The 22,373-nt window shown below is 65.8% G+C and carries 15 protein-coding genes; 8 read left to right on the top strand and 7 right to left on the bottom strand.

Features of this window, described 5'->3' with window-relative positions; translation table 11 throughout:
- The first annotated feature begins 267 nt into the window (after nt 1-267).
- The gene (locus tag ACLMAL_RS23915) at nt 268-651 is read left to right on the top strand and encodes a limonene-1,2-epoxide hydrolase family protein (protein WP_328401842.1); all 384 of its coding nucleotides are present in this window, start codon (nt 268-270) and stop codon (nt 649-651) included.
- Between the two features lie 191 nt (nt 652-842).
- On the opposite strand, the gene ACLMAL_RS23910 is transcribed toward ACLMAL_RS23915, so the two are convergent.
- The 4 genes from ACLMAL_RS23910 to ACLMAL_RS23895 form a co-directional block, all read right to left on the bottom strand.
- Entirely contained in the window at nt 843-1,331 is a 489-nt protein-coding gene (locus tag ACLMAL_RS23910) for a hypothetical protein (RefSeq protein ID WP_412001118.1), read from the bottom strand.
- Complete coding sequence (locus ACLMAL_RS23905) at nt 1,318-1,707, bottom strand: hypothetical protein (protein WP_412001117.1); 390 nt, start codon at nt 1,705-1,707, stop codon at nt 1,318-1,320. Before ACLMAL_RS23905 ends, ACLMAL_RS23910 begins: the two co-directional genes overlap by 14 nt.
- 118 nt (nt 1,708-1,825) lie before the next feature.
- Entirely contained in the window at nt 1,826-2,944 is a 1,119-nt protein-coding gene (locus ACLMAL_RS23900; protein WP_412001116.1) for a tyrosine-type recombinase/integrase, read from the bottom strand.
- Between the two features lie 34 nt (nt 2,945-2,978).
- Nucleotides 2,979-4,268 carry a hypothetical protein gene (locus ACLMAL_RS23895; protein WP_412001115.1) on the bottom strand — a complete coding sequence of 430 codons (1,290 nt, stop codon included), beginning with the start codon at nt 4,266-4,268 and terminating at the stop codon, nt 2,979-2,981.
- A 346-nt stretch (nt 4,269-4,614) separates the two neighbouring features.
- Here ACLMAL_RS23895 and ACLMAL_RS23890 point away from each other — a divergent pair, with 346 nt between their 5' ends.
- The 7 genes from ACLMAL_RS23890 to ACLMAL_RS23860 all read left to right on the top strand — a co-directional run bounded on the left by ACLMAL_RS23890 (nt 4,615) and on the right by ACLMAL_RS23860 (nt 10,903).
- Nucleotides 4,615-4,767, top strand: a complete 153-nt coding sequence (locus ACLMAL_RS23890) for a hypothetical protein (protein WP_412001114.1) — start codon at nt 4,615-4,617, stop codon at nt 4,765-4,767.
- A gap of 3 nt (nt 4,768-4,770) precedes the next feature.
- The gene (locus tag ACLMAL_RS23885; RefSeq protein ID WP_412001113.1) at nt 4,771-5,880 is read left to right on the top strand and encodes a hypothetical protein; all 1,110 of its coding nucleotides are present in this window, start codon (nt 4,771-4,773) and stop codon (nt 5,878-5,880) included.
- Nucleotides 5,881-6,129: 249 nt separating this feature from the next.
- The gene (locus ACLMAL_RS23880; RefSeq protein ID WP_412001112.1) at nt 6,130-6,621 is read left to right on the top strand and encodes a hypothetical protein; all 492 of its coding nucleotides are present in this window, start codon (nt 6,130-6,132) and stop codon (nt 6,619-6,621) included.
- Nucleotides 6,622-7,382: 761 nt separating this feature from the next.
- Complete coding sequence (locus tag ACLMAL_RS23875; RefSeq protein WP_412001111.1) at nt 7,383-8,219, top strand: alpha/beta fold hydrolase; 837 nt, start codon at nt 7,383-7,385, stop codon at nt 8,217-8,219.
- 604 nt (nt 8,220-8,823) lie between these two features.
- Nucleotides 8,824-9,036: a hypothetical protein gene (locus ACLMAL_RS23870; RefSeq protein ID WP_412001110.1), complete on the top strand. Its 213-nt coding sequence runs from the start codon at nt 8,824-8,826 to the stop codon at nt 9,034-9,036.
- A 17-nt stretch (nt 9,037-9,053) separates the two neighbouring features.
- Complete coding sequence (locus ACLMAL_RS23865) at nt 9,054-10,109, top strand: HEAT repeat domain-containing protein (RefSeq protein ID WP_412001109.1); 1,056 nt, start codon at nt 9,054-9,056, stop codon at nt 10,107-10,109.
- Between the two features lie 329 nt (nt 10,110-10,438).
- Entirely contained in the window at nt 10,439-10,903 is a 465-nt protein-coding gene (locus ACLMAL_RS23860) for a DUF3592 domain-containing protein (protein WP_412001108.1), read from the top strand.
- Between the two features lie 464 nt (nt 10,904-11,367).
- Here ACLMAL_RS23860 and ACLMAL_RS23855 read toward each other — a convergent pair whose 3' ends face one another.
- Genes ACLMAL_RS23855 through ACLMAL_RS23845 form a run of 3 tightly spaced genes read right to left on the bottom strand, consistent with a single transcriptional unit; the run spans nt 11,368 to nt 22,294 of the window.
- Nucleotides 11,368-19,572 carry an SDR family NAD(P)-dependent oxidoreductase gene (locus ACLMAL_RS23855; RefSeq protein WP_412001107.1) on the bottom strand — a complete coding sequence of 2,735 codons (8,205 nt, stop codon included), beginning with the start codon at nt 19,570-19,572 and terminating at the stop codon, nt 11,368-11,370.
- Nucleotides 19,573-19,604: 32 nt separating this feature from the next.
- Complete coding sequence (locus ACLMAL_RS23850) at nt 19,605-21,152, bottom strand: AMP-binding protein (protein ID WP_412001124.1); 1,548 nt, start codon at nt 21,150-21,152, stop codon at nt 19,605-19,607.
- Nucleotides 21,153-21,157: 5 nt separating this feature from the next.
- Complete coding sequence (locus tag ACLMAL_RS23845; protein WP_412001106.1) at nt 21,158-22,294, bottom strand: 3-oxoacyl-[acyl-carrier-protein] synthase III C-terminal domain-containing protein; 1,137 nt, start codon at nt 22,292-22,294, stop codon at nt 21,158-21,160.
- Nucleotides 22,295-22,373: the final 79 nt, after the last annotated feature.

Raw genomic sequence — 22,373 nt, 5'->3', positions numbered from 1 at the left:
TACGCCGCCAATGTTGCCGACTTCGATGGCAACCGCCTGGAGTTTGTGCATAAGGCCTGGAACCCCGCGCGCTAGGGCCGCAGGCCAGCAGCCGAACCAGCCGTACAGCCCTATCCGGTATTCGGCAGAAGCGGATGTCCTGGGCCGCAGTGAGTCTCGACCGCCGGTTGCGCACGCTCCGCGGCATTTCAGTGCGTTCGGCAGTTGGGGCAATGGAGGCGGGGAGGGCGTGACATATGATCTGATCATTGCGCAGGAGGGAGCCCGATGGAGAGCCCGATCGAGGTGGTGCGCAGGTTCTGCGCGGCGTGGTCCGACGACGCCGGAGTCAGCGAGCTCGCCGCATTCCTCACAGACGACGCCGTCTACCACAACATCCCGATGGCACCGGTCACCGGCAGGGAAGCGATCGCCGACAACATCGCCTCGTTCATTCGCCCTGGCCCGCCAGGCATCATGGGCATCGACTTCCGCATCATCAACATCGCAGCCAATGGACCGGTCGTGATGACCGAGCGGGTGGACGTCTTCACGATCCCCGACAGGTCCTTCGAGCTCCAGGTCATGGGAACCTTCGAGGTCAGGGACGGCAGGATCAGCGCCTGGCGGGACTATTTCGACCTGAACCAGTTCACCAGCCGGATGGGATGACTCCGGTTGGCTGCCCGAACTTCGTTGGATTTTCGGCGATTACTACCAAGACCCCGAAGTACCACGTGTAGCAAAGGATTGCTACGGACAAACGTCCCGTATTCGGCAGTTGCGGACGTTCGAGAACGCGCGCCCCGCGGCATGTGAGTGCGTTGCGAGATGCGAGCAGCGAGACATGCGGCGAATCGTGTTCACGCGATCCCTGAGCTGATTGGCCTACTCAGGTCCCGCAGAGCGTCGTCGTATTGGTTGCGGTCGAACCGGAATGGACCGAACGCGCCATAGTCGCGTGTTCGGCGACCTGGTTGTTCGGAGCAATCCCAGATCACGAGGTCGTCGGTGACGGTGATCTCGGCCAGGAGTGGCCAGCAGCCCCACTCACCGCATTCACATACGAGCACGGGTGTCTTCGATCCCGTTGCCATGGTGGACCTTCCGTGGAAGTGGTCGTCCATCCGCAGGGACCGAGAGTGCGCCGGGATGAGGCCACCGTATGCCCCACCTGCGGGCTGCATACCCGCGTCGAGCTCGAATCTGTCGATCAGATCGGTGAGTGGCACGCCGTCGATACGTGGGATGACCCGGTCACGTCGCATGATCGGAAGGATTCCGGCGAGGAGCCAGCGGCGTGGGCGGGGGAACTGGACTTGTCTGTCGAACTGGATCTTATTGATGGCCATGGTGAAATCCGGTCTCGCTGGTGGATCGGTACGGGGCCGCGGCTTCGTGCAGCTCGTCGATGAGGATGCGGGCGGGGTGGTAGCGGTGCGTGTATCGGTTGAAACCGAATTCACCATCCGGTTCGGCAAGTCTGGCCTCGACCTCATCGGACCATTGGGTGCGCACGAACAGCGCCGAGTAATTCCTGGCCAGACGGGCGACCTCGCCGGATGGCCAATCCAGTTCCGGGGGTGGATCTTTCAGCAACCTCGTGATGGTTTGCACGCAACGGATGCGGGTGATGGTTGGAGCCATGGTCGCGAGCAACTCGGCGAATCGGACCAGCACCGGGAGCGCATCGGAGTAGTGCCGGGGCCATGGTCCTGAGCCGTGCAAGGCGCTGAGGCTGAGTGGGTGAACAAGAAGAGTGGCCTGGTCATCCGTATCGCCGGAAACCAGCCACTTGCCGGGGATCACCGGCAGGGGCGCACGGCGCCCTTTCCATAAGAGAAGATCACTGCGCCAACATATACGGGCACCCGCTCCACCTGCAATATCCGCTCGAACAGGTGCAGGCCAACCTGGTGATTCGATCCGACTCGACAGGCCTTTGCCTTCGAACGAACGCACTCAACTCGGCTATGAGTGTGCGTTGAGTTGTTGTTATGTGCCCGAGGCCATGTAGGCGGCCAGAATGTAATTCGGATGCCGGTCGAGATTGGTCCGAGCACGGTCGTAGCGCATCGTGGTGCGCGGGTCGGCATGGCGGGCAGCGATCTGAACCGCGGAGGTCCACTCCGGCGTCGAGCATGGTGGTGACGAAGGTGTGGCGCAGCATGTGCGGGTGCATCCGTGGCAGCCGCATCGCTGAATCCTGGGCCAGGTGCCGCAGCCGTCTTGTGGCGCAATGACGATCCATGCGCCGTCCTCGGGTGTTGAGCAGGATCGGCCCGTGGTCACGGTCTCCAGCAGCGCGGTCGATCGCCCGTCCGACGGCCGGAGGTAGCGGGATGAGCGCGACCTTCGAACCTTTGCCGACCACCCGAAGCACGCGGTGGCCGTGTTCCTCGCCGATATCGTCGGCGTCGGACTTGCACGCCTCGAAGATCCTCAACCCGAGAAGCCCGAGCATCGCCACCAGTGCGAAGTCGAACCGGTTGGCTGAATCGCGGGCTGTGGTGAGCAGCGCTTCGAACTGCAGGTGTGAGAGTCCCAGTGTCGGTGACTCGTTCGATACCCGTGGACGGCGGACGTACTCGGCAGGCGAGTGATCCATGACGCCGTCGATGACGCAGGTGCGGTAGAACCCGGTCACCACCGCGGTGCGGCGGGCGACGGTGGCCGGTTTGTACCGGCGGGTCTCCTGCATCCACCGCACGTATCGTTCGATCTCGGCCCGAACCACCGTCAGCGGCAGGAGGTGATGTTCGGTGCACCAGCGGAAGTACAGGCGTAGGTCGGATCCGCAGTGTGTACGAGAGCTCCCGGTGAATCGAGCCAGATAGGCCGCGCAGGCCAGCCGCAGCACGAGATCGTCACCGGCGAAGGTGACGTCGATATCCGATGAGGCAACCATGCCCCACGATGCCGAGAAGACAGGCGGTTGCACACTGGTCGCGGCATTATCGCTCACTTGCGCTGACTGAAGTCAGCACGGATCGTTCTCATCACGACACGTCGAGTCCCGGATTCAGGGCGATCTCCTCGAGCAGCGCTAACGGCAGAAGCTCGGCGGGGGCGTCGGCGAAGGAGATTTCGATCTGTGTCCCGGACGGGCGGGTGACGGTGACCGTACGGTCAGTTCGCGGCGTGGACGCCAGCGCCGCACTTCGCTCTTCGTGGGTCTCGACCACAGTCCCGTCCGGCAGCCGCCGCCTCGCGCCGCCGTAAGAGGAAGTATCGGGTTCCTGCGGCAGGGGTTGCTCGGTGCTGATCACGATGGCCAACCGTGATTGCCGGCCGGGCGTGGTTACTTGAACCGCCTGGCACACGCCGCCGCCCCTCTCTCCTTGCAGCAGCGCCCCCAATGGCCGGTCCAGAGTCACACCGTCGAGCGGGATCTGCGCCAGCACCGCACCCCATCGACGAGCCTGGGCCTGATCGATCACCGCGCCGGATTTCGAGAAGGGCAGGCAGACCTCGGGCGGGCTCGACGTTCCGGGCGGAACCGGCGCGCTGATGCGTAGTTCGGGATCGGTCACGAGCGCGACGAGTTCATCGATGGCCAAGGGGACGGCCCGGGGACCGCCGCTGCCCTCAGCGGCTTGATCGGTGGCGTTCGCGTGGGCGACGGATCCGTCGGGCAGATAAGCGGTGGCGTCGCGCGTAAGGGTGCGAACCCCCTCGATCTCATACCAGGTGTCATCGGTATCGACGATCGTGCCATCGGGAAGGTGGCGCCGTTCGTCGAGTTCGCCGGCGACGCACGGTGGAATCGGCTTGGTGGCTTGGCGCACGGTCACCGACAGCGCGCCCTCTCGGTCACCGCGCAGCAGCGTGGCGTTCGCCCTGGTCCAACCGCCGAATCCCTTGTTCTGCGTGGCATCGCCGAGGATCGGCTGGAACACCAGCGAGCGCGTTACCGGGGCGAAGGCGATCTCGACATCACCGGGCAGCGCATCCTGCAGCGCCTGCGTCATCGCGCCCGCCTTGGGACCGGAGAACCACGGATAGGACGGATTATCGTATCTATCCGTGACGGAGAACATCATCCCGAACGATTGCCCTTCCCGCGGAGGTTCCACGACATCGCAACCCGGGATCTGCACCGGAAACGCGACCGGCGGAGTGACATAGGAATTTTCGGCCCGAGCCGTGGGCCCCGACGGCTCCGGCTCGTGCACCAGCCAGGCGATGAGGTAGCCGGTCGCGACGATCGCGGCGCAGGTCAGACCCACCGTCCATCTGTTCACAGCCGGGGAGGGCTGGGCCGCGTCCTTGTCATCACCGTTTTCCATGTCCGCCATTGTGTCTGCCGGTACCGACATGCTGCACACTCGTCGGCGGACGCCATGCACGCACGCTCTTCGCCAGATCAGTGCGTTCGGCGGGCCGAGATCATCTCGGCCCGTTGACCTTCAGGGATGACCATGTGGCCGATCCGGGCAGCGCGCCTCGCGGCAATACAGTGCGTTCGAAGCCGAGACTCAGAGTGCTTGCGCAGCGCATCAGCCCAGTTCTCGTTCGGCATCGGCGGCCGCCGATGCGCGCCGAGCAAATGCCGCATTCTGTGAACCGCTTCAGAATGTTCATGCCGCGAAGTTCGGGAGCCCCGTGTCAGTGGGCTTCTCTACGCTGCCGTGCATGACCCGTTCCCGAACCAGACCGCACCACACTCCTGTCGCCCCCTTCGCCCTCGAGCTGGTCGGCACCGACCCTGGCGAGATGAACGCCCCCTCGTCCTCTGGGGCCTCGCTGCCGGGCGATGGTGGGCTCTCGCCTGTTGGGATGGTGTGAGAAGTGTTCAGACTCGATGGCGAAGTGAGTGTCTCCTACGGCCAGATCTACGTCGTGAGTGACCCATGCGGCCACAGCCCGCGAATGCACGAGGCGTTCGCCGGACAGAACTCAGGACTGTGCGGCGCCGCGGTACCCGGCGCACTTTTCCTGAGCACCGGTTTGCACACCGGCAACGTCGGCTTCACCGTCGAAGTGCGTAGTCAGGCTCCCGCACTGGATCCGGCATGGGAAGAGGTCGTGGAGGTCTCCTTCTACCCGCTCTCGGAGCAGAGTTTCCTGTTGCAGTGGGCTGGTGAGGCTTCCTGGGAACTGGACTTGAAAGAAGGGCTCGACTACCGGGTGCGGTACTGCGCGCAGGGCATGGACCAGGCACGAGAGAAGGACGTCAGACTCGACGATGAGCCACTACAGGACCGTTACCTCCTACAGTTCTGGCCCGCCCCGCCCGAACCGGACCGCATAGTGCGCCAGACCTCGCAGAACGCGGCCTACTCCCATGACTGGGCCCGCCAGCAACCCGATGCCGAGTTCCGCGTGCGGGCCATCATGGCCCAACGACGGGCACACCTCACCCCTGAGGGCGCCGAATCGTTTCGCGACGCCGAATCTCCAGACCCGACCGCAGATATGGCGGTCATCTCCCGCGAGGCCGATCCCCAGTCTGTCCGCGAGCAGGTGAGAGCGCTGAGCTCCTATCCCACCGCGCTGCCCTGGGATTGGGTCGCCACCTTCGACGCCGAACATGCCCCCGACGATCGCGTCGGTTACCTCCAAGCGTTCCTCGAAGAGATCGGTGAGCACGCCTTTGCCCTCGGTACTGTCCTGGCGTCGCTGGACTCCGGGCAAAACTACTACCTGGCCTTCGTGACACCGACCGAGTTCGAACAGCTCTCGCGGCTTCTCACCGCACACAGGATGAGCGCTGAGAGCGTGCGGTATGGCCGCTGGACGCCGCGTGCGAGCCCGGAACAGATCGCCGGAAGCAGCGCGATCAGAGCCTGGGCCATAGCCAACGGCTACAAGGTCAGTGCAGCCCCCGGGGTGGCGATGACGGCGCCGCTCGTGAGCCTCGAGGCACTCGAGGCGGCCGAATCGGACCGGCCCGCCTGACGCGTTCGGCGCCCAGAAATCCGCGCCCGCTATCCGTCCCCAGGGCGGGAGTGGGTGGTCGCGTTCCGCGCCTGGGCCACAGCCCCACGGTAGAAGCCAGGCCAGGGACAGCTCGACCCATCCTGAAATCGGCAGCGGACATTCGCCAACCGCGCGCCCAGCGGCATAATAGTGCGTTGAGGGGCCGCCATCGCGCGTCGGCGTCCGGCGCTGGTGGAGGCTGTGTCGACACGCCGATAGGCTGCTGGCGTGCCACATGCCATCACCGCGCTCATTCTGCCGGGCCCTATCGATACCGATGCGGTCCACACGTGGGACCTGGTACCCGTGCCGCTGAACAACGGCCTGACACTGTTCCATCTGACGCATTACTACACCGCGTATTGGCAAGCGGTACATGGAGTTACGGACCGTTTCGATCTCCCGCGACAGGCGCCGGGGCTTTTCCCCAGCGAAGGCGTCATCGCAACGATCGCAGCTGATCTTTCCGCTCGAACCGATCCCACGTTCGCCTTGGTGTTCACCGACTACTTCGGAGGTGTCGGAGAACAGTGGGCAGCTGTGTCCAACGACGGAAGAGCCGTCCGCTCGGTGAACACCATCAACGAGGCGTTACGCGCGATCGGAATCATCGCTGCACCGGGATCAGACGAATTCGACACAACTGGACTGGCGGACCACAGATCGACACCCGATTACCTCGAACGTTACGTCGACCTCTGTGACGAACTGGGAGTATGAGCCCACGCGTTGACCGCGTCGGTCCGAGCGTATTGTCGGCGGCCCACTTGATGGTTGCGAAGAAGTACCTCTACAAGCCCAGCCGACAGCGAGACGAGGCCGGAGCTGGCGTCCCCGGTCCCCGTCCCGAACGACAAGGGCATCACGGAGTTGACCGAGTCCGCTCTCGACATGCTCAACCCGCCGCCAACGTGCCATGGCTGGGATCGGCCGATGGCGCGCAGGCGAAGCCGCCGCGTTGTGCGGGGCGGCCGTCCAGCCCGATATCTTGATGCCCGATGCCCGATGCCCGATGCCCTCGAGTTGTTCGTGCCCGGCGCGAGATCACGCGCAGTCGCGGCGGATGCGGAACACTTCCAGCGACGATCAGTAGCTCGCGTTCCTATACGGACCGGAACTTTCGGATGTTATGGTCCGAAAACACCTTGTCGCTGACGGGTTTCACGGCGTCCGAGATTTATCTCAGCCAGTCTCGGAACTCGAGCGGAATCCCCCTGAGCACGCAGAGAATACGTCAGGCGAAATACCGTCGGCGTACAGCGCCTCATCGAGGTCGCCGAATATCTCGAGCAATGTGTCATCCATTTCTTGCAGGCAGCTCTTCCCAGGTCTGGTCACATAAGAGCAGACCTCCCGCGATGCCTCGATGCAGGCATGTCACCACGAAAGCGACTTCCCAGCCGGGGCAATAGGGAGATCGGAAACCCGAATACGCTGCCACCACATCCGAGGTCGCGCAGACCACTGCCACCTCGAGCCAAATGACCGGAAAGGACTCGGCGCATATGCTGCTCGCCCATGAAGGGGTGGACCTTTCCTACGAAGTGCGCGGATCCGGAGAACCGTTGCTGCTGATCCACGGGTCCGGCGCACCGGCCGCGATCTGGGGTCGGACGGTCGATGACTTGGCGGCGGACGGGCACCGCGTCATCGCCTACGATCGCCGCGGCTACGGCGCGTCGACGCACTCGCCGGTGCGCGACTACCGCCGCCACGTGGCCGATGCGATATTCATGCTCGAGCGGGTGGCCTCGAGACCGGCCACGGTTGTCGGCTGGAGCTCGGGCGCCAATGTCGCACTGGCGCTGACCGCCGACCGTCCCGATTTGGTGCAGCGCCTGATTGTGGTGGAGCCGCCGCTGCACGGTCTGCGGCATCCGACGGCCGGTTCACTGCGCATGATCGGAAGGGCCAAATGGGCCCAGCTACGCGGGAGGCCCGAAAAGAGCGCCGAGATCTTCTTTCGCTTCGTCGCTGGAGATGAGTCGTTCCAGGCGCTGCCCGAGCACGAACAGAACATGATCTGTGCCCACGCGAGCAACATCTTGGCCGAACTCGACCCACACCCGTTCGGTGCGATGTTCGAGCACTTCCCGATCCGCAGGATCAGCGACATCGAGGTTCCCATCACCTTCCTGATCGGCGCGAACAGCGACGTCTTCTTCCATGAGGTGCATCAGCGGATCACCCTTGCCGTGCCGTCGATCCACACCGAGGTGATTTCCGATGCGGGCCACCTGGTACACATCGAGGCCCCGGATGCCTTCGCCGCTGCGATCCGCACTGCGATGTCGGATCACCACAACGGTCGGCGATAGCCAGGACCAATAATTTCCGAGGCAGGTACACCACCGCTGCAATTCCCGATCCTCGGTGCGATCGCTCTTGTTTCCAGGTGGTTTCGGACGGCACCTGAGCCATGCTCACGGCACCGTACGCGACTCATCGTCAACTTCACCTCGGCCGAGATATGCGGACAACGCCGACTGGACATGGGAATATTTGCCAGCTGGGGACGGGCGGACCATGCAATAACCTGACACACCTCCTGGCCTGGCGTGCCATAACGCCCCCTCGTAGCACTAGGACCACCGCATGAGCGTCAACGCGAACGTTTCCGAAATCGCCGAATTCGAACTGCCGTCACGGGTGTTTCCGTTTCGAGCGGCGCAGTACAGGCGGACGCCGCGGAACTGCGAGCCGAGACTTGCGCATGGGCGCAACGGAAGGTTGTGCTGGTCCAGGTTCTGAGCCTTCTTGTTGAATGTACTTGTGCAGTAGCGTTGTCGCCGTGCCTGACGCTCTTGAAGCCAAGCTGTTCGCTGAGGTGACCGACGTGGATCCAGAGGTTCGCCGAAAAGGCTTGGAAAGATTAAGCGACTGGGGTGGCTACACCGACAGGGTGTTGGTGGAGGTGATGCGATGCGATGCGATGCGTTCTCTTACGCTTGGCCGGACTGCGCCGACATGCTGAGCGAAGAGCTTTGTGACAACAAGATTTCCTTCAACGCCTTCGTCGACGAGCTGGTCGAAGCACCGAACGATGTTGTGTTCGATCGGCTTGCCGGGTTGCTCGGGCTGCCCGGCGGGACCACCCGCCCCGGTTCGCCATCGACGGTCAGTGCGATGACTTAGTGCTACCGGCGCCTGCTGTGTCTGCTGATCTCCATCAACGGGTAGCAATGCTGCTGACACTGCTGGGCAGCCCGCTGGAGCGGGTGCGGCAGAACGCGGTGTGGTACCTGGCCGAACTCGGCCCCCGCGTCGCCCCGGTACTGCGCGCTCTACGGAGCACGCGGATGCCGGGTCGGCACGCTGCGATCAGCGCGCTGGCAGAGCTCGATTGGACCGAGCTGGATACGGCGGACCGAGTGTTGCTCCAACGCCTGATTCGGGTCAAGCAGCTCACCGAAGTGCCGCAGCCGATGATCCCGCAGGGCGAGTGGTACGCGTTGCCGACGACCGACCAGGCGGCGGTGCTGGCCGCGTTCGATCTTCGCGACCCGGTTCCCGCGACGATGCGCATGGGATTCGCGCCCTGGCAGCTGAACGGCCCGTGGCAGCCGTTGCCCGAGTACATCGGCTACGGCATTACCGGCGACTACGGGCAGGTATTCGTCACACCGGCACTGGACGGGTGGACGTTGGTATTCGCCGACAGCAGCGTGCTCGCGGTGGACGAGAACGCGGTTGAGGAGGAACCCGAGTTCGCTTCCGCACACCGCCGCTGCGCGGAGTTGAGCCGCCGCTTCGGGACAGCGCACTGGTACCTCGAGACCGAAAATGGTGGATGTTGGGACCAGAGCGGATGGTGCGTCGCCGACAACGGCGAGGTCGTGCGGTTCTGCTACTACGACTTCGATATCGACGGCGGCGTGCGGATCGGCCCCGCGGCCGAATCCGGACGGCAACCGAGCATCCAGGACCTCCGAGCCTGGGTGAACGAGCACGACCACGGCACGGGAGTCCCCCCGTGCGGCCGGAAATCCCACCCGGCGAGTCCAAAGAAGAGCAGTTCAAGGCGTGGCTGGAAACCTGGCTCGCCGACTTCACACCCCCTCCCCACGATGAAGCGATCGATGGTGACATCGACGACGAGTCCGATGAGGCCGACGACCTCGACGAACCTCTCGAGCCTCATCAGGACCAAAAGGATCCAGGGAGCTGGGAATTCAGGTCCCTGGAGGTGGCCTGGCGACTGTCGGTGAGCCCTGAATCACTTGGTCCGCATACCCGAGTCCAAGGCACCGGCGTGCTGGCCATACCCGCCGGCAAGCCACACACCAGACGCCATGGTGCCCTACCCATCTGACATCTCACGGCGCCTCGATTGCGCTGAAATCGGCATGAGCGTGCGTTCGCGAGATCAACTGCTGGCCAATGTTTGTCCCTGATCGAACGCGCGGGTCGCAGCATTACAGTGCGTTGCCGCTCCGGACGAGCAGCTACGGCTTATAACCGGCTGATCTCGCCCCGCCAGTAGGATTACTGGCGCGGAACTTCCAGGAAGGCTCGGGGTTTCCAGGAAGGACACTACGTGCAACGTTCACTCGCCGCTCACGTCAACTCCAATGGTCTCGCCATCTCACTGATGGCTGTGGTAGCAATCCTGTTCGCCGCAGTTCCAATCGGATACAACGCGCTGTTCCTGGCGAACTCGCGACTCGCGAGCGGCACCGGGGTCGCATACGGGCGGGAACTCAGCGACAACACCAAAGGAAGCCGCCCGGCCGGCACCTCCGCCGTCATCGAGTTCACCACCGTATCCGGGAAAACAGTACGGTTCGACGGCGGATCGGCGTCGCGATATATCGATCCGGGTGACCATGTCTCGGTCCGCTACGACCCCGACGACACTGACCACGCAATGGTCGACGAGGACTTCCTCTTCTTCCGCCTCACCTACCTGCCACTGACCTTTGCCGCCCTCGGTCTTGCCGCGCTTCTGGCAGTCGCTTGGACAAGCCTGCATTCCAGGATCCAGCGGTCGGCCATTCAATAGATCTGACGCGGGCGACAGTGGACGCGCCCCTCACGACCTACCGGCTCACCACCTCGTGACGGTCAGAATCTGTCAGCCTCAGCAGCCGCTAGTCGGCATGTACGGATGTCCTGGGGCTGCACTAGATCTCGATCGTCGGCCGTGCGCTCTGCGGCATTACAGCGCATTAGGTGCCTGCTGCGCGAGTTCGGCTTTGGTTCGGTCGCGTCTCCAGCTGATGAGCTGGTGGCCGCGGTGAGATTCGCGACCTTCGACGATGCCGGCGAGGCTGGATCCCTACGCTGCTTCGACATCGAGTCACCCCAACTTCGTGTTGCCGAGGTTGTTGCTGAACCGTGGTTCCTCAACTCTGATCAATTCCGACTGCGCCTGTTGCTCAACGCGCTGACCAGCCCGCACGTATTTCTCGGCGGTGATGCATTTTCGTACGAAGATTATCCGTTATCCGGCACCTCAGCCGTCGGTCACAAACGCTCGTCGAGCCATTCGCGGACGACCTGCGCAGTGTGCTCGGAATCCCGGCCGACCAGACCGAAATGATCCGATCGCACGGCCCGAAGATCGTGGGTGTCGTGGAACGGCCGCGTCTGCCAGCGGGCCGGGTCCCCGGCACCGGGGGCGAACGGCTCCGTGGCCCGAACGAACAACACCGGTACCTCGACCGGGGCGAAGTCCATGCCGGACATCACCGCGAGCCAGCGGCCCATGGCCGAGAGCCGGTCACCGGTGGGTCCGGCGATACCGGTCTCCTCCACGAACATCTCGCGCAGAATCGTCTCGATCGGGACCGCCGGGTCATCGATCGGGAAGGTGTCGATCATCACCAGCGCGGCCAGCCGAGCCTCGGGGCTGCGTTCCAGGCGACGCGCGGCGGCATACGCCAGCGCACCACCCGACGAGTAGCCGAGCAGTACGAAGGGCTCGTCCGCTGCGGCACCGAGCACGCCGTCCACGACCGCGGTGAGAGCGGCTTCAGCGGAAGCAGGCAGTTTCTCGCCGGAGGCAAAGCCGGGCAACGGCACTGCCGAGAAACGCACTGCGTCCCGGAAATGCGCGGCGAGCCGGGCATGCTGGTGGACACCGCCATTGGCCATCGGCGAGCTGAGGGCGATGAGCCGGGTGCGGTGCGGTCCGTCGGTCAAGGTGGTTGCCGCAGGTAGCGGGCCACGATCGGCGCTGTCGGTGAAGGATGTCCGCAGGTCCGCGGCCGCGCGCATCACGCTGAAGGCCGCATCCGGGTTGCCTGCGGCGACTGCGTGCTGAACGACCGCTCGGACCGACTCCTCGTACCGCGATACTGTCGCGACCGGCTCGGTCTCCGCTGTGCGCGGCGGCCCGATCAGCTCATTCCACACTCGCATAGCGAGTACACCGGGGGTCTCTGCGTCGAACACGGCCATGAGCGGTAGGCGGAGGCCGGTCGCCTTGTTCACGGCGTCGTGCAACTCCTTCGCCGACAGCGAGTCGAAGCCGATCTCCAGGAACTTGCGATCCAGCGCCACCGCCGACGCGTTTCGGTAGCCGAGCAAGGCCGCGACGCGCCCCCTGACCAGATCCTCGATGAGCCGAACCTGGTCGGCGGTGTCGAGTCCGGTGAGTTGGCGACGAAGCGAGTCCGATGGTGTGGCAGCAGTCGCCACGGAACCGGTCGCCGGGACGGAAGACTCCGGCACGGGACGGACGAGCTCACGCCAGATCGGCGCCGTCGGTGTCGAGCCGATCGCGGCGAGATCGACGTGCATCGCTGCCAACAGCGCCGGACCGGCGGTGAGTGCGGCATCGAACAGCGCGAGACCGTCCGCGTCGGAGAGTGCGAGTATGCCGTTGCGCGACATTCTGGCGTGATCGGCGGGGGTCAGCGTGCTCGTCATCCCGGTAGCCTGCGGCCACAGACCCCAGGCCACCGAAACCGCGGGGAGACCCCGCGCCCGGCGATGTGCTGCCAATCCGTCCAGATAGGCGTTCGCGGCACCATAATTGGCCTGGCCGGGACTGCCGAGCAGACCGGCGATCGAGGAGAACAAGACGAATACTCGGACCGGAAGGTCCTGGGTGAGCTCGTGCAGATGCCGCGCCGCATCGGCTTTCGACCACAGCACCTTCTCGATTCGATCCGCGTTCAGCGCACCGAGCACCCCGTCGTCGACGATCCCCGCCGCGTGTACGACACCGGTCAGCGGGTGTTGTGGATCGATGCCTGCCACTACTTCCGCGAGGGCGGCACGGTCGCCCACGTCGCAAGCGACGATGCGCACGTCGGCACCGAGATCCGCCAGTTCGGCACGCAGCGCCTGCGCACCGGGGGCATCGGATCCGCTCCGTGAGATCAGCAGCAGATGCCGCACGCGGTGCCGCTCGGCCAGGTGCCTGGCCATCCGACGCCCGAGGCCACCGGTCCCGCCGGTCACGAGGACGGTGCCGTCGGTCGTGAGCAGAGCATCATCGGTGACAAACGCGGCGCCGTCGGGCAGGAGCGCGCGATTACTGACCACCAATGCGGCGCCACCCGTAGCAGGCACAGCACCACCGGTCACCAACGCAGCACCATCGGTCACCAACGCAGCGCCACCGGTAGCGAGCGCAGCGCCGCCGGTCACGAGCGCAGCATCATCGGTCACCAGCGCAATACCGGTCACCAACGCAGCGCCGCCGGCATTCGCGGCCATCTGTGTTCGGACTGCTCGCTGCCTGATCAGGCGAGGGACGAGAACAGAGTCGGCGCGAACCGCGAACTCGTTTTCCCCCACAGGCACTGCCCGCTCGAATGCGGCCGGGTCGTCGGTGTCGGCGAGGACGAACAGGCCGGGATGCTCCCGCTGGGCGGAGCGAACCAGGCCCCATACGGCGGCCTGCACGGGATCGGTGTCCTCGAAATCCGCCGTGGCCACGGCATTCCTGGTCAGCACGAGCAATCCGGCTTGTTCGACTACCTTGCGCTGTAGAGCGGTCAGCACGAGATTCAGCGCGGTTCGGAGGTCGGGCACGGCGCTGACGTCGAGCAGCTCACGGTCGTCGCCGGACCGTTGGCCCGCGTGCTTCCAGCCGATCCGGAACAGCGTGTTCGGCGCGATGGCGCTACCCGGTGGCATGCCGTCGGTGCGGCGGCAGATCAGCGACTCCACTCGTGCGACAGGTCTGCCGAGGTCGTCGGCGATATCCAGGGCGATCCCACCTTGTCGATCGGCCTCGGGACGCAACCGCACTCGCAACGCCGTCGCCCCTGTCGCGAAGAGGCTCACACCCCGCCAGGCGAACGGCAGCATTGGTCGTGGGCCAGGAGCCGGGTCGCCCGGTCCACGAGCGGCACCCGCTCCGGGCCACTGCACCGCGGTATCGGTGTGGTCCTGCGTCACCGCAATCGGGTGCAACGCCGCGTCGAGCAGAGCCGGATGCAACAGGAAAGACCCGGTCGAAAGGTCTTCGGGCAGTAGGACTTCGGCGAAGAGTTCGGTGTCGCGCCGCCACAGTGCACCCAGCCCACGGAATGCCGGGCCGTGCGCGACACCCGCCTCGACGAGCGACTCGTACACGGTGTCGACATCGATGCGCTGCGCTCCCTGCGGCGGCCAGGTGGCAGACCCGAACCCGGATACCGCGGTGTCCGTTTCCGGCACGAGCGCACCGGTCAGGTGCTCGGTCCAGGATTCCTGTCCGGTGATCCTCGAGTGCACCGCCACGACGACGCGCTTGTCCTCTTCTTCTGTCATCCGCACCTGGAGTCGGACGCTGCCGTCCTCCGGCACCACCAGCGGGGCAGGCATGACCAGCTCGTCGACCCGGTGGCAGCCGAACCGTTGGCCGAGGTGTACGGCCAGCTCGACCAAGGCCGTTCCCGGCACCACAACCGCGCCGTGCACCCGATGATCGGTCAGCCAGGGCTGCTCGGCCAGCGAGATCAGGCCCGTGCAGGTCACACCCTGCCGGCCGGGGTGCTCAACGAGTGCCGCCACCAGCGGATGCGTGATGTCCTGTTGGCCGAGCCCGGCCGCGCTCGACTGTCTTGTTCGACCGACCCAGTAGTGACCACGCTGGAACGGATAGGTGGGCAGGTCGATGCGTCGAGCATCGCTGCCGTCGAAGAATCTCGTCCAATCGACCGGCAGCCCACGGACATACGCCTGAGCGAGTGAACCGGCGAACCGGCGCAGGCCGCCATGGCCGCGACGTAAGGTACCGACTGCCAGGCCGCCCTCGCCGACTGTCTCCTGCATCGCGGTGGTCAGCACCGGGTGGGGCCCGACCTCGATGAAATGGTTGAACCCCGCGGCCGCAAGCGATTCCACGGTCGCGGCGAATTGCACCGGGCGGCGCAGGTTGTCGTACCAGTAGCCTGCGTCGGCATCGCGGCCGGTCATCGGTTGGCCGGTAACCGTCGAATACCAGGGAATGTGCGCCTGCTGCGGGCTCAGTTCGGCCAGGTCTGCCAGCAGCCGGTCACGGATGGGCTCGACATACGCCGAGTGCGACGCGTAGCCGATCGGCACAACGTGGGCCGGCTTGCCCGCATCGCGGTAATCCTTCGCCAGTGCGGTGAGAGATTCGGCATCTCCCGCCAGCACGGTCGAGGAGAGACTGTTGCGCGCGGCGATGCTCACCGCCGGGTAAGCGGCAAGATAGTTCTCGACGTCCTCGACCGATCCGACCGACAACATCATGCCGCTCAACTCGGTGCACAGTTCGCCACGGCGGACGACGGCTCGGATCGCGTCACGCAAGGACAGGACGCCTGCGATGTGCGCGGCGGCGATCTCGCCCTGAGAATGACCGATCACGGCGGCAGGCTCGACGCCGTGGTGCTGCCACAGCCGGGCCAGCGAAACCGTGACTGCGAACAGCACCGGTTGCACGACTTCGGTTCGGCGCAAGGCTGATTCATCGGCGATGACCTCGGTCAACGACCAGTCGACGAACTCCGACAGCACGTCCTCGCACTCGGCCATCGCGGCCGCGAAGACCGGGGCCGAACCGAGCAGTTCGGCCCCCATCCCGGCCCATTGGGCCCCGTGCCCCGGGAAAACGAACACCGCTCCCCCGCTGAGGTCGGCATGCCCCGTGACCGCGGGCCCGGGTATCCCCGACATCAGCGCGGCCAGGTCGTCACGATCGGCGTCGAGCACGACCGCCCGATGCTCGAACGTCGCGCGGGTCGTGGTCAGGGAGTAGCCGACATCCGTTGGTACCGCGCCTGCGCTCAGGAGGGCATCGAGCCGTCCCGCCAGAGCTGCCAGAGCCGCTGTTGTCGATGCCGAGAAGACCAGCGGCACAACCGGCTTCGGCGGGCACGCGAAGCGATCATCCGTTCTGCTGTCCCGCTCGATGCCATGATGTCCACGATCGTCCCGTCCGGTGGCACCCTGTCCGGTGCTGTCCGAGTCCGGCTCGCGCTGTCCAGCGCCACTCAGATCACGGTCGCCGCGTCCAGTGCCGCGCTGTCCGGTGTCACTCCCTCCGGGGCCGTCCCCCTCGGCGCCACCCCATCCGGGCCCGTCCCCTTCGGCGCCGTCGCGTCCCTGCCCGTCCCGTTCGGACGGAGCTTGTTCGAGGATGACGTGTGCGTTCGTGCCGCTGATCCCGAATGCGGAAACGCCCGCGCGGCGCGGTCTTCCGGTCTCCGGCCACGGCGCCGCGTCGATGACGAGGCGTACCGCGCCGGCCGCCCAGTCCACGTGCGGGGAGGGCTCGTCCACGTGCAATGTCTTGGGCACCAGGCCGTTGCGCATTGCCAGGATCATCTTGATCGTGCCGACAATGCCTGCGGCGGCCTGTGCGTGCCCGAGGTTCGATTTCATCGAACCGAGCAGCAGCGGCCGCTCGCGGTCCTGCCCATACGTCGCCAGGATCGCCTGCGCTTCGATCGGGTCACCGAGCGTGGTGCCGGTGCCGTGCGCTTCGACCGCGTCTACATCGGACGGATCCAGCTCGGCATCGGCCAGTGCCCGACGGATAACTCGTTGCTGCGCATGGCCGTTCGGCGCGGTCAACCCATTGGAGGTGCCGTCGGAGTTCACGGCGCTGCCGCGGATGACGCCGAGCACGCGATGGCCGGCCCGGCGCGCGTCGGAGAGCCGTTCGAGGACGAGGACGCCGACCGCTTCACCCCAGCCCGTCCCGTCGGCCGCGGCGGCGAAGGACTTGCATCTCCCGTCGGCCGCGAGGGCGCCCTGTCGAGCGAACTCCGCGAACGTGGCCTGCGTCGACATCACCGTCGCACCGCCGACCAACGCCATCGAGCATTCCCCGGCCCGCAGCGATCGGGCCGCGAGATGGAGCGCGACGAGGGAGGAGGAGCATGCCGTGTCGACGGTGAGCGCCGGGCCGCGTAGCCCGAGCACATAGGAGATCCGGCCGGAGGCGACGCCGCCTGCATTGCCGGTCATCGCACCCACGTCGGAATTCGTGACCGACTCATAGGTGCGTGGCAGGTAGTCCGAGGCCATGGCACCGACGAAGACACCGGTCTCGGTGTCCCGCAACGAGTTCGGGTCGATCCCGGCGTGTTCCAGTGCCTCCCATGTCGTTTCCAGCAGGAGTCGTTGCTGCGGGTCCATAGTCATGGCTTCGCGCGGTGAGATCCCGAAGAAGGCGGGGTCGAACCAGGCAGCGTCGCGCAGAAAGCTGCCCCGCCGGGTGAAGGTGGCGTCCGGGTCGAAAACCCAGCCGCGATCGCTGGGGAACTCGGCGAGTGTCTCCCGTCCCGCCACCAGCAGTTCCCAGAACTCATCGGGAGACGTCGTGTCGCCGGGCAACCGACATCCCATGCCCACGACGACCACCGGGTCCTGGGCGGCCGGTCGTGCGTGGTTCGAGGTGGCCGGGGTGCCGACCGGCGACTTTTCGACCAGTAGCTCACAGAGGTGCCGAGCGAGCAGGTTCGGGGTCGGTAGGTCGTAGGCGGTGGTCGCGGGCAGGGCGAATCCGGTGGCCTCGGACACGGCGGCACGCAATCGCACCGCGGTCAGGGACTTCATGCCGAAATCGGTGAAAACCTGGTCGGGCCCGATCGATCCGGGATCTCCCAGCACCACACGCACCTGTTCACGAACCAGGTCGAGGGCGTGCCGCAGCCGTTCGGACGGCGGTAACGCCAGCATGCGGCGCACCCAGACCGACTGCGCGCGTGAAACATCACCGTCCAGCATCGCGGCGAGTCTGCGCCTGGCGATCTTGCCGGTCGGCGTGCACGGTATCTCCTCCTGCACGATCAGCTCGGCCGGAATCTTGTACTCCGCAACACCTTTGGCCGCCAGATGCGCGGTGACCTCACGCAACGTGAGCGCCGCGCCCGCGCGCAAAGTCACTACGAGACAGGGGTATTCGCCGAGACGGTCGTCCGGGCGCCCGACCACGGCGAGCAGCCGCGGCCCCGGCAGGTCATCGAGCAGCATCTCGATCTCGGACGCGCTGAACTTCACACCACCGACGTTGATCACTTCGGCGTCCCGGCCGCGGAACGCGACCGTGCCGTCCTCGTTCAGGACGGCACGGTCTCCGGTGCGCAACCATCCGTCGACGGTCAGCGCGTTCCTCGTCAGTTCCGGTTCCTCGAAATATTCGGTGAACATCGAGGGGCCACGGAATTGGAGCTCCCCGGTTTCGCCTGTACCGCAGGGATTTCCGCCTTCGTCGACGACCCGAACCTGGCCACCGGATACCGGACGGCCGACCCCGCTGGTCGCCGCATTCAGGGGATCATCGGGCCGCGTGTATAGGCCGGCACCCACCTCGGACATGCCCCAGTGCGAAATCACGCGTGCACCGAGCAGCCGCCGGGCGTCTTCGACGAGCGTGGCGGGGATGGCCGCGCCACTGGCCCGCACCTCCGTCAGCCGAATCCCACCGTCGTCGCCGGACGCGCCCAGCTGGGACACGATGTCTCGGATCTGCGCCGGAACTGCGTAGAGCACCCCTGCCTTGCTCGCGGCTGCCAGCCGCAGCAATTCCCGCACGTCCCAGCCGCGCAGCAAGGCCTGGCGCCCGCGGGTCACGAGGCTGACGTGCACCGAGAGCAGCCCGAACAGATGGGTGAAGAGGCTGGCGCTGATGATCGTGTCGGTACCGCGAGCACGACCGTCGGCAGCCACCGCGACGGCATTCGATATGAGGGCGTCATGGGTATGCACACAGATCTTCTGGCGCAACGAGGTCGTACCGGACGACGGGAGCAGCACGAAGGGGTCGTCCGGGCCGACCTGCACCGGCAGCGGGGTCGTCCCCGCCCACCGTCGCGCCATATCCTCCAGTGCCAGAACATCATTCGGTGCGAAGTCCGCGTCCCCGACAACCAGCACGTGCCTCAGCGCCGGGGAGCCCGCACGTAGCTCGGCGAGCAGTCCGTGCATGCGATCGGCGGTGCCGACCAAGGTGGCTGCCCGAGTCCTGGCGAGCAGCGAGCGCAGTTCGTTGGCCCCGAGGCCCATGTGCAGCGGAAGCATGGTCGCGCCCGCGGCGGCGACGGCGACATGAACGGTGAGGAACTCCCAGCAGTTGGGCAGGTGCACGGCGACCACGTCGCCTTGACCGATGCCGAGATCCTGCAATCCACGCGCCAGCGCATGGGCCTCGGCGCGCCACTGCGCCCAGGACCGGTAGCCGCCGTCCACGAAGACCGCCGGTTGCGCACCCCCGGCATCGGCGGCGGCTTCGAACAGCGACGGAAGTGTGTGACGCATGGATACTCCCGATGAGATCGGTGCGGCGGTGATCAGTGGCCGAGGCTGCTGCGCAGCGGCTTGCCCATGGCGGACCGAGGAATGGTGGTGAGCGCCTCGATGCGGCGGATCTTCTTGTACGGCGCCACCCGCTCGGCGACGTATGCCGACACGTCATCGAGCGGGACATCGGCGCTCAGGACCACGTAGGCCACCGGGATCTCCCCGGCGATCTCGTCCGGCACTCCCACCACCACCGCGTCGGCGACGTTCGGATGACCGAGCAGGATCGCTTCGAGCTCGGCGGGCGCAACCTGATGCCCCTTGTACTTGATGAGCTGCTTGGCCCGACCGGTGATGGTGACGTATCCCCTGGCATCACGGCGACCGATGTCGCCGGTGTGCAGCCAGCCGTCCTCGTCGGTGACCGGAACGATCTCGCCGTCGCCCTGCACGAAGCCCGGCGAAACCTGTGGACCGCGGATCCAGATCTCACCGGGATCGGCTTCGTCGACATCGAGGCCGGTATCGGGATCGACGAATCGGGTCTGTGTTCCCGGCACCGGCAGACCGATCGATCCCGCCGGGCCGGGATCGATGTCGGGCGGGGCGTAGGTGCAGCAGGCTTCGGTCATGCCGTAACCCTGCACAACCGGGGCTCCCAGGATTCGTGCGCAAGTCGCCGCGACTTCGATGGGCAGTGGCGCACCGCCCGAGTAGACCAGCCGCACGCTGCTGGTGTCGTAGCGTTCGACGTCGGGGAACCTGGCAAGTTCGGCGAGCACGCTCGGCACCAGGTACGCGACGGTGATGCGCCGACGTTGGATGGTGTCGAGCAGGTCCGCGGCGGTGAACGGAGTGGCCACCGTGACAACCGTCGCCCGGACCCGCAGCGTGCTGTTCAGCGGATGGAGCATCCCGTACACATGCCGGAACGGAGTGAGACCGAGCACGACGTCCTGCGCCGTCAGCCGGTGCGCGAGATCGATCTGCACGAGATTCGCGGCGATATTACGGTGAGTCAGCACAATCTGCTTGGGCTCGCCCTGGGTCCCGCTCGACGCGATCAGCATCGCCGCACGGTCACCGCCGGCGGCCGCGGGAACGGTCGTCGTGGCCTCGGCGAGCATCGCGCCCCACCCGACCACGTCGGTGCTCCGCTGCGCCGGAACCATGCCGTCGTCGTCGATCACCACCACGTGCGCGAATCGCTCCGCCAAGCGCTCTCGCGCGAGCGTATGCCACACCGCACCGGTCACGACGGCGAAGCCGGCCGGCGTACGGGCGAGCGCGGCCTCCCATTCGTCGGTGGCGCCCAACGGATCCAGCGCAACAACCACACCGCCGACGAGCAACGCACCGTAGTACGCGGCGATGAACTCGGCGCCGTTAGAGCAAATCACCGCCACATTGGCACCGGGGTGCAGCCCGCGCTGAATCAGCGCGGCCGCGAATCGCCTTGCGGCGAAGATAAGTTCGCGATGACGGTAGGTCCGGCCGGTCGAGTGTTCGATCAGCGCGACCCCGTCCCGGTCACCGGCTCCCCACACGAATTCGGCGAGGTTGCGCTGCCCGACGGCAGCGGCGACATCGAAATCCATTGCGTTCACTGGGGATTCCATCCGCCTTCGGGGACGGTCATCGTGAACGCACCGCAACTGAAGCTCAGCCCGAAAGCCACGAGCAGGCCTTGTCCGGCCGGGCGGTGCACCGGCTCCGCCACCATGAGGGGAACCGAACATCCGAGGGTGTTGCCGTGGTCACGCAGCACTCGATACGACGAGGCGACAACCTCGCTGTCCTTGTCGACGCCGAACTCGGCGCACAGCGCGTCGACGATGCGCATGCTGCCGGTATGCAAGAGCAGCGCCGAGGCGTCGGCGGGCTTCGACAGCTCGCAGGAGTCGTCCGCCAGTGTCATGCGCACCGTCTCACTGGCGTAGTGGGCGCCACGCGGTGTGACATCGGGACTCAGTGTGTAGATGCGACGCCCGTACACCACCGGGATGTCCGAGCCACCGTCCGGAACGGTGCCGAGTTCGGCGTCCGACGCCAGCTCGTTGGTCAGGTTGGCCACCGGGCCGAACGACGGCCCGTCGCCCTCCGCGCCGAACACCATGGCCACGGCCGCGTCCGCGAACAGAAACCCGTGCATGACGTCCACGGTGCCCTGACGTTGCTGCGGTCCCACTTCCGAGAAATGTGAGTAGAAGCCGGGAAGCACCGGAGACAACGGCGTGATCGCTTCCATGAAGCAGACCAGGACCCGCTTCTCCGGGTTGCACGTGAGGAACCATCTCGCCGTCTCGACGGCCTTCGCCATTGCCGAACAGCCCATATATTCGATGCTCAGATTCGGCGCGGTCCGCGGCAGTTCCGGCATCCGCGCGAATATGTCGCAAACCAGGCTCGGCAGCAGTCGCCCGGGAGTACTGCTCACGCCGAGCACGAGGCCGATCGAGTCGGGCGAAACATCAGCTTTGGCAAGGCATTTGCGAGCCGCCCGGACCGCGAGATCGGCCGCGGCGATGTCCAGCTGCGGTTCGGCGCCCCCGAACAGTACATCCGGATAGTTGGCGAGCACCGAGTGCCGCTGCTCGATGCCGAGGCTTCCGAGCATTGCCCCGAGCTTGTCGGACAAATGCCCGTGACTGGCGGCGAGTAACTCCTCGGTCGAATATTGATGAGGGGGAACCTCAGTGGCGATAGCAACGAGGTATGGGTCAATTACGGCCGCGGTCATGCCTTTTCACCTATGCCTTTGTACAGACGTAGCGAAGTGTTTGACGAATACCCGATCGTCGAACGTATGGGATCTGATA

It is taken from the genome of Nocardia sp. CWNU-33 (genome assembly GCF_046764895.1).
Classification (GTDB): domain Bacteria; phylum Actinomycetota; class Actinomycetes; order Mycobacteriales; family Mycobacteriaceae; genus Nocardia.
Note: the sequence above shows the minus strand (reverse complement) of the source record. Positions and strands in the feature narration are given on the sequence as shown.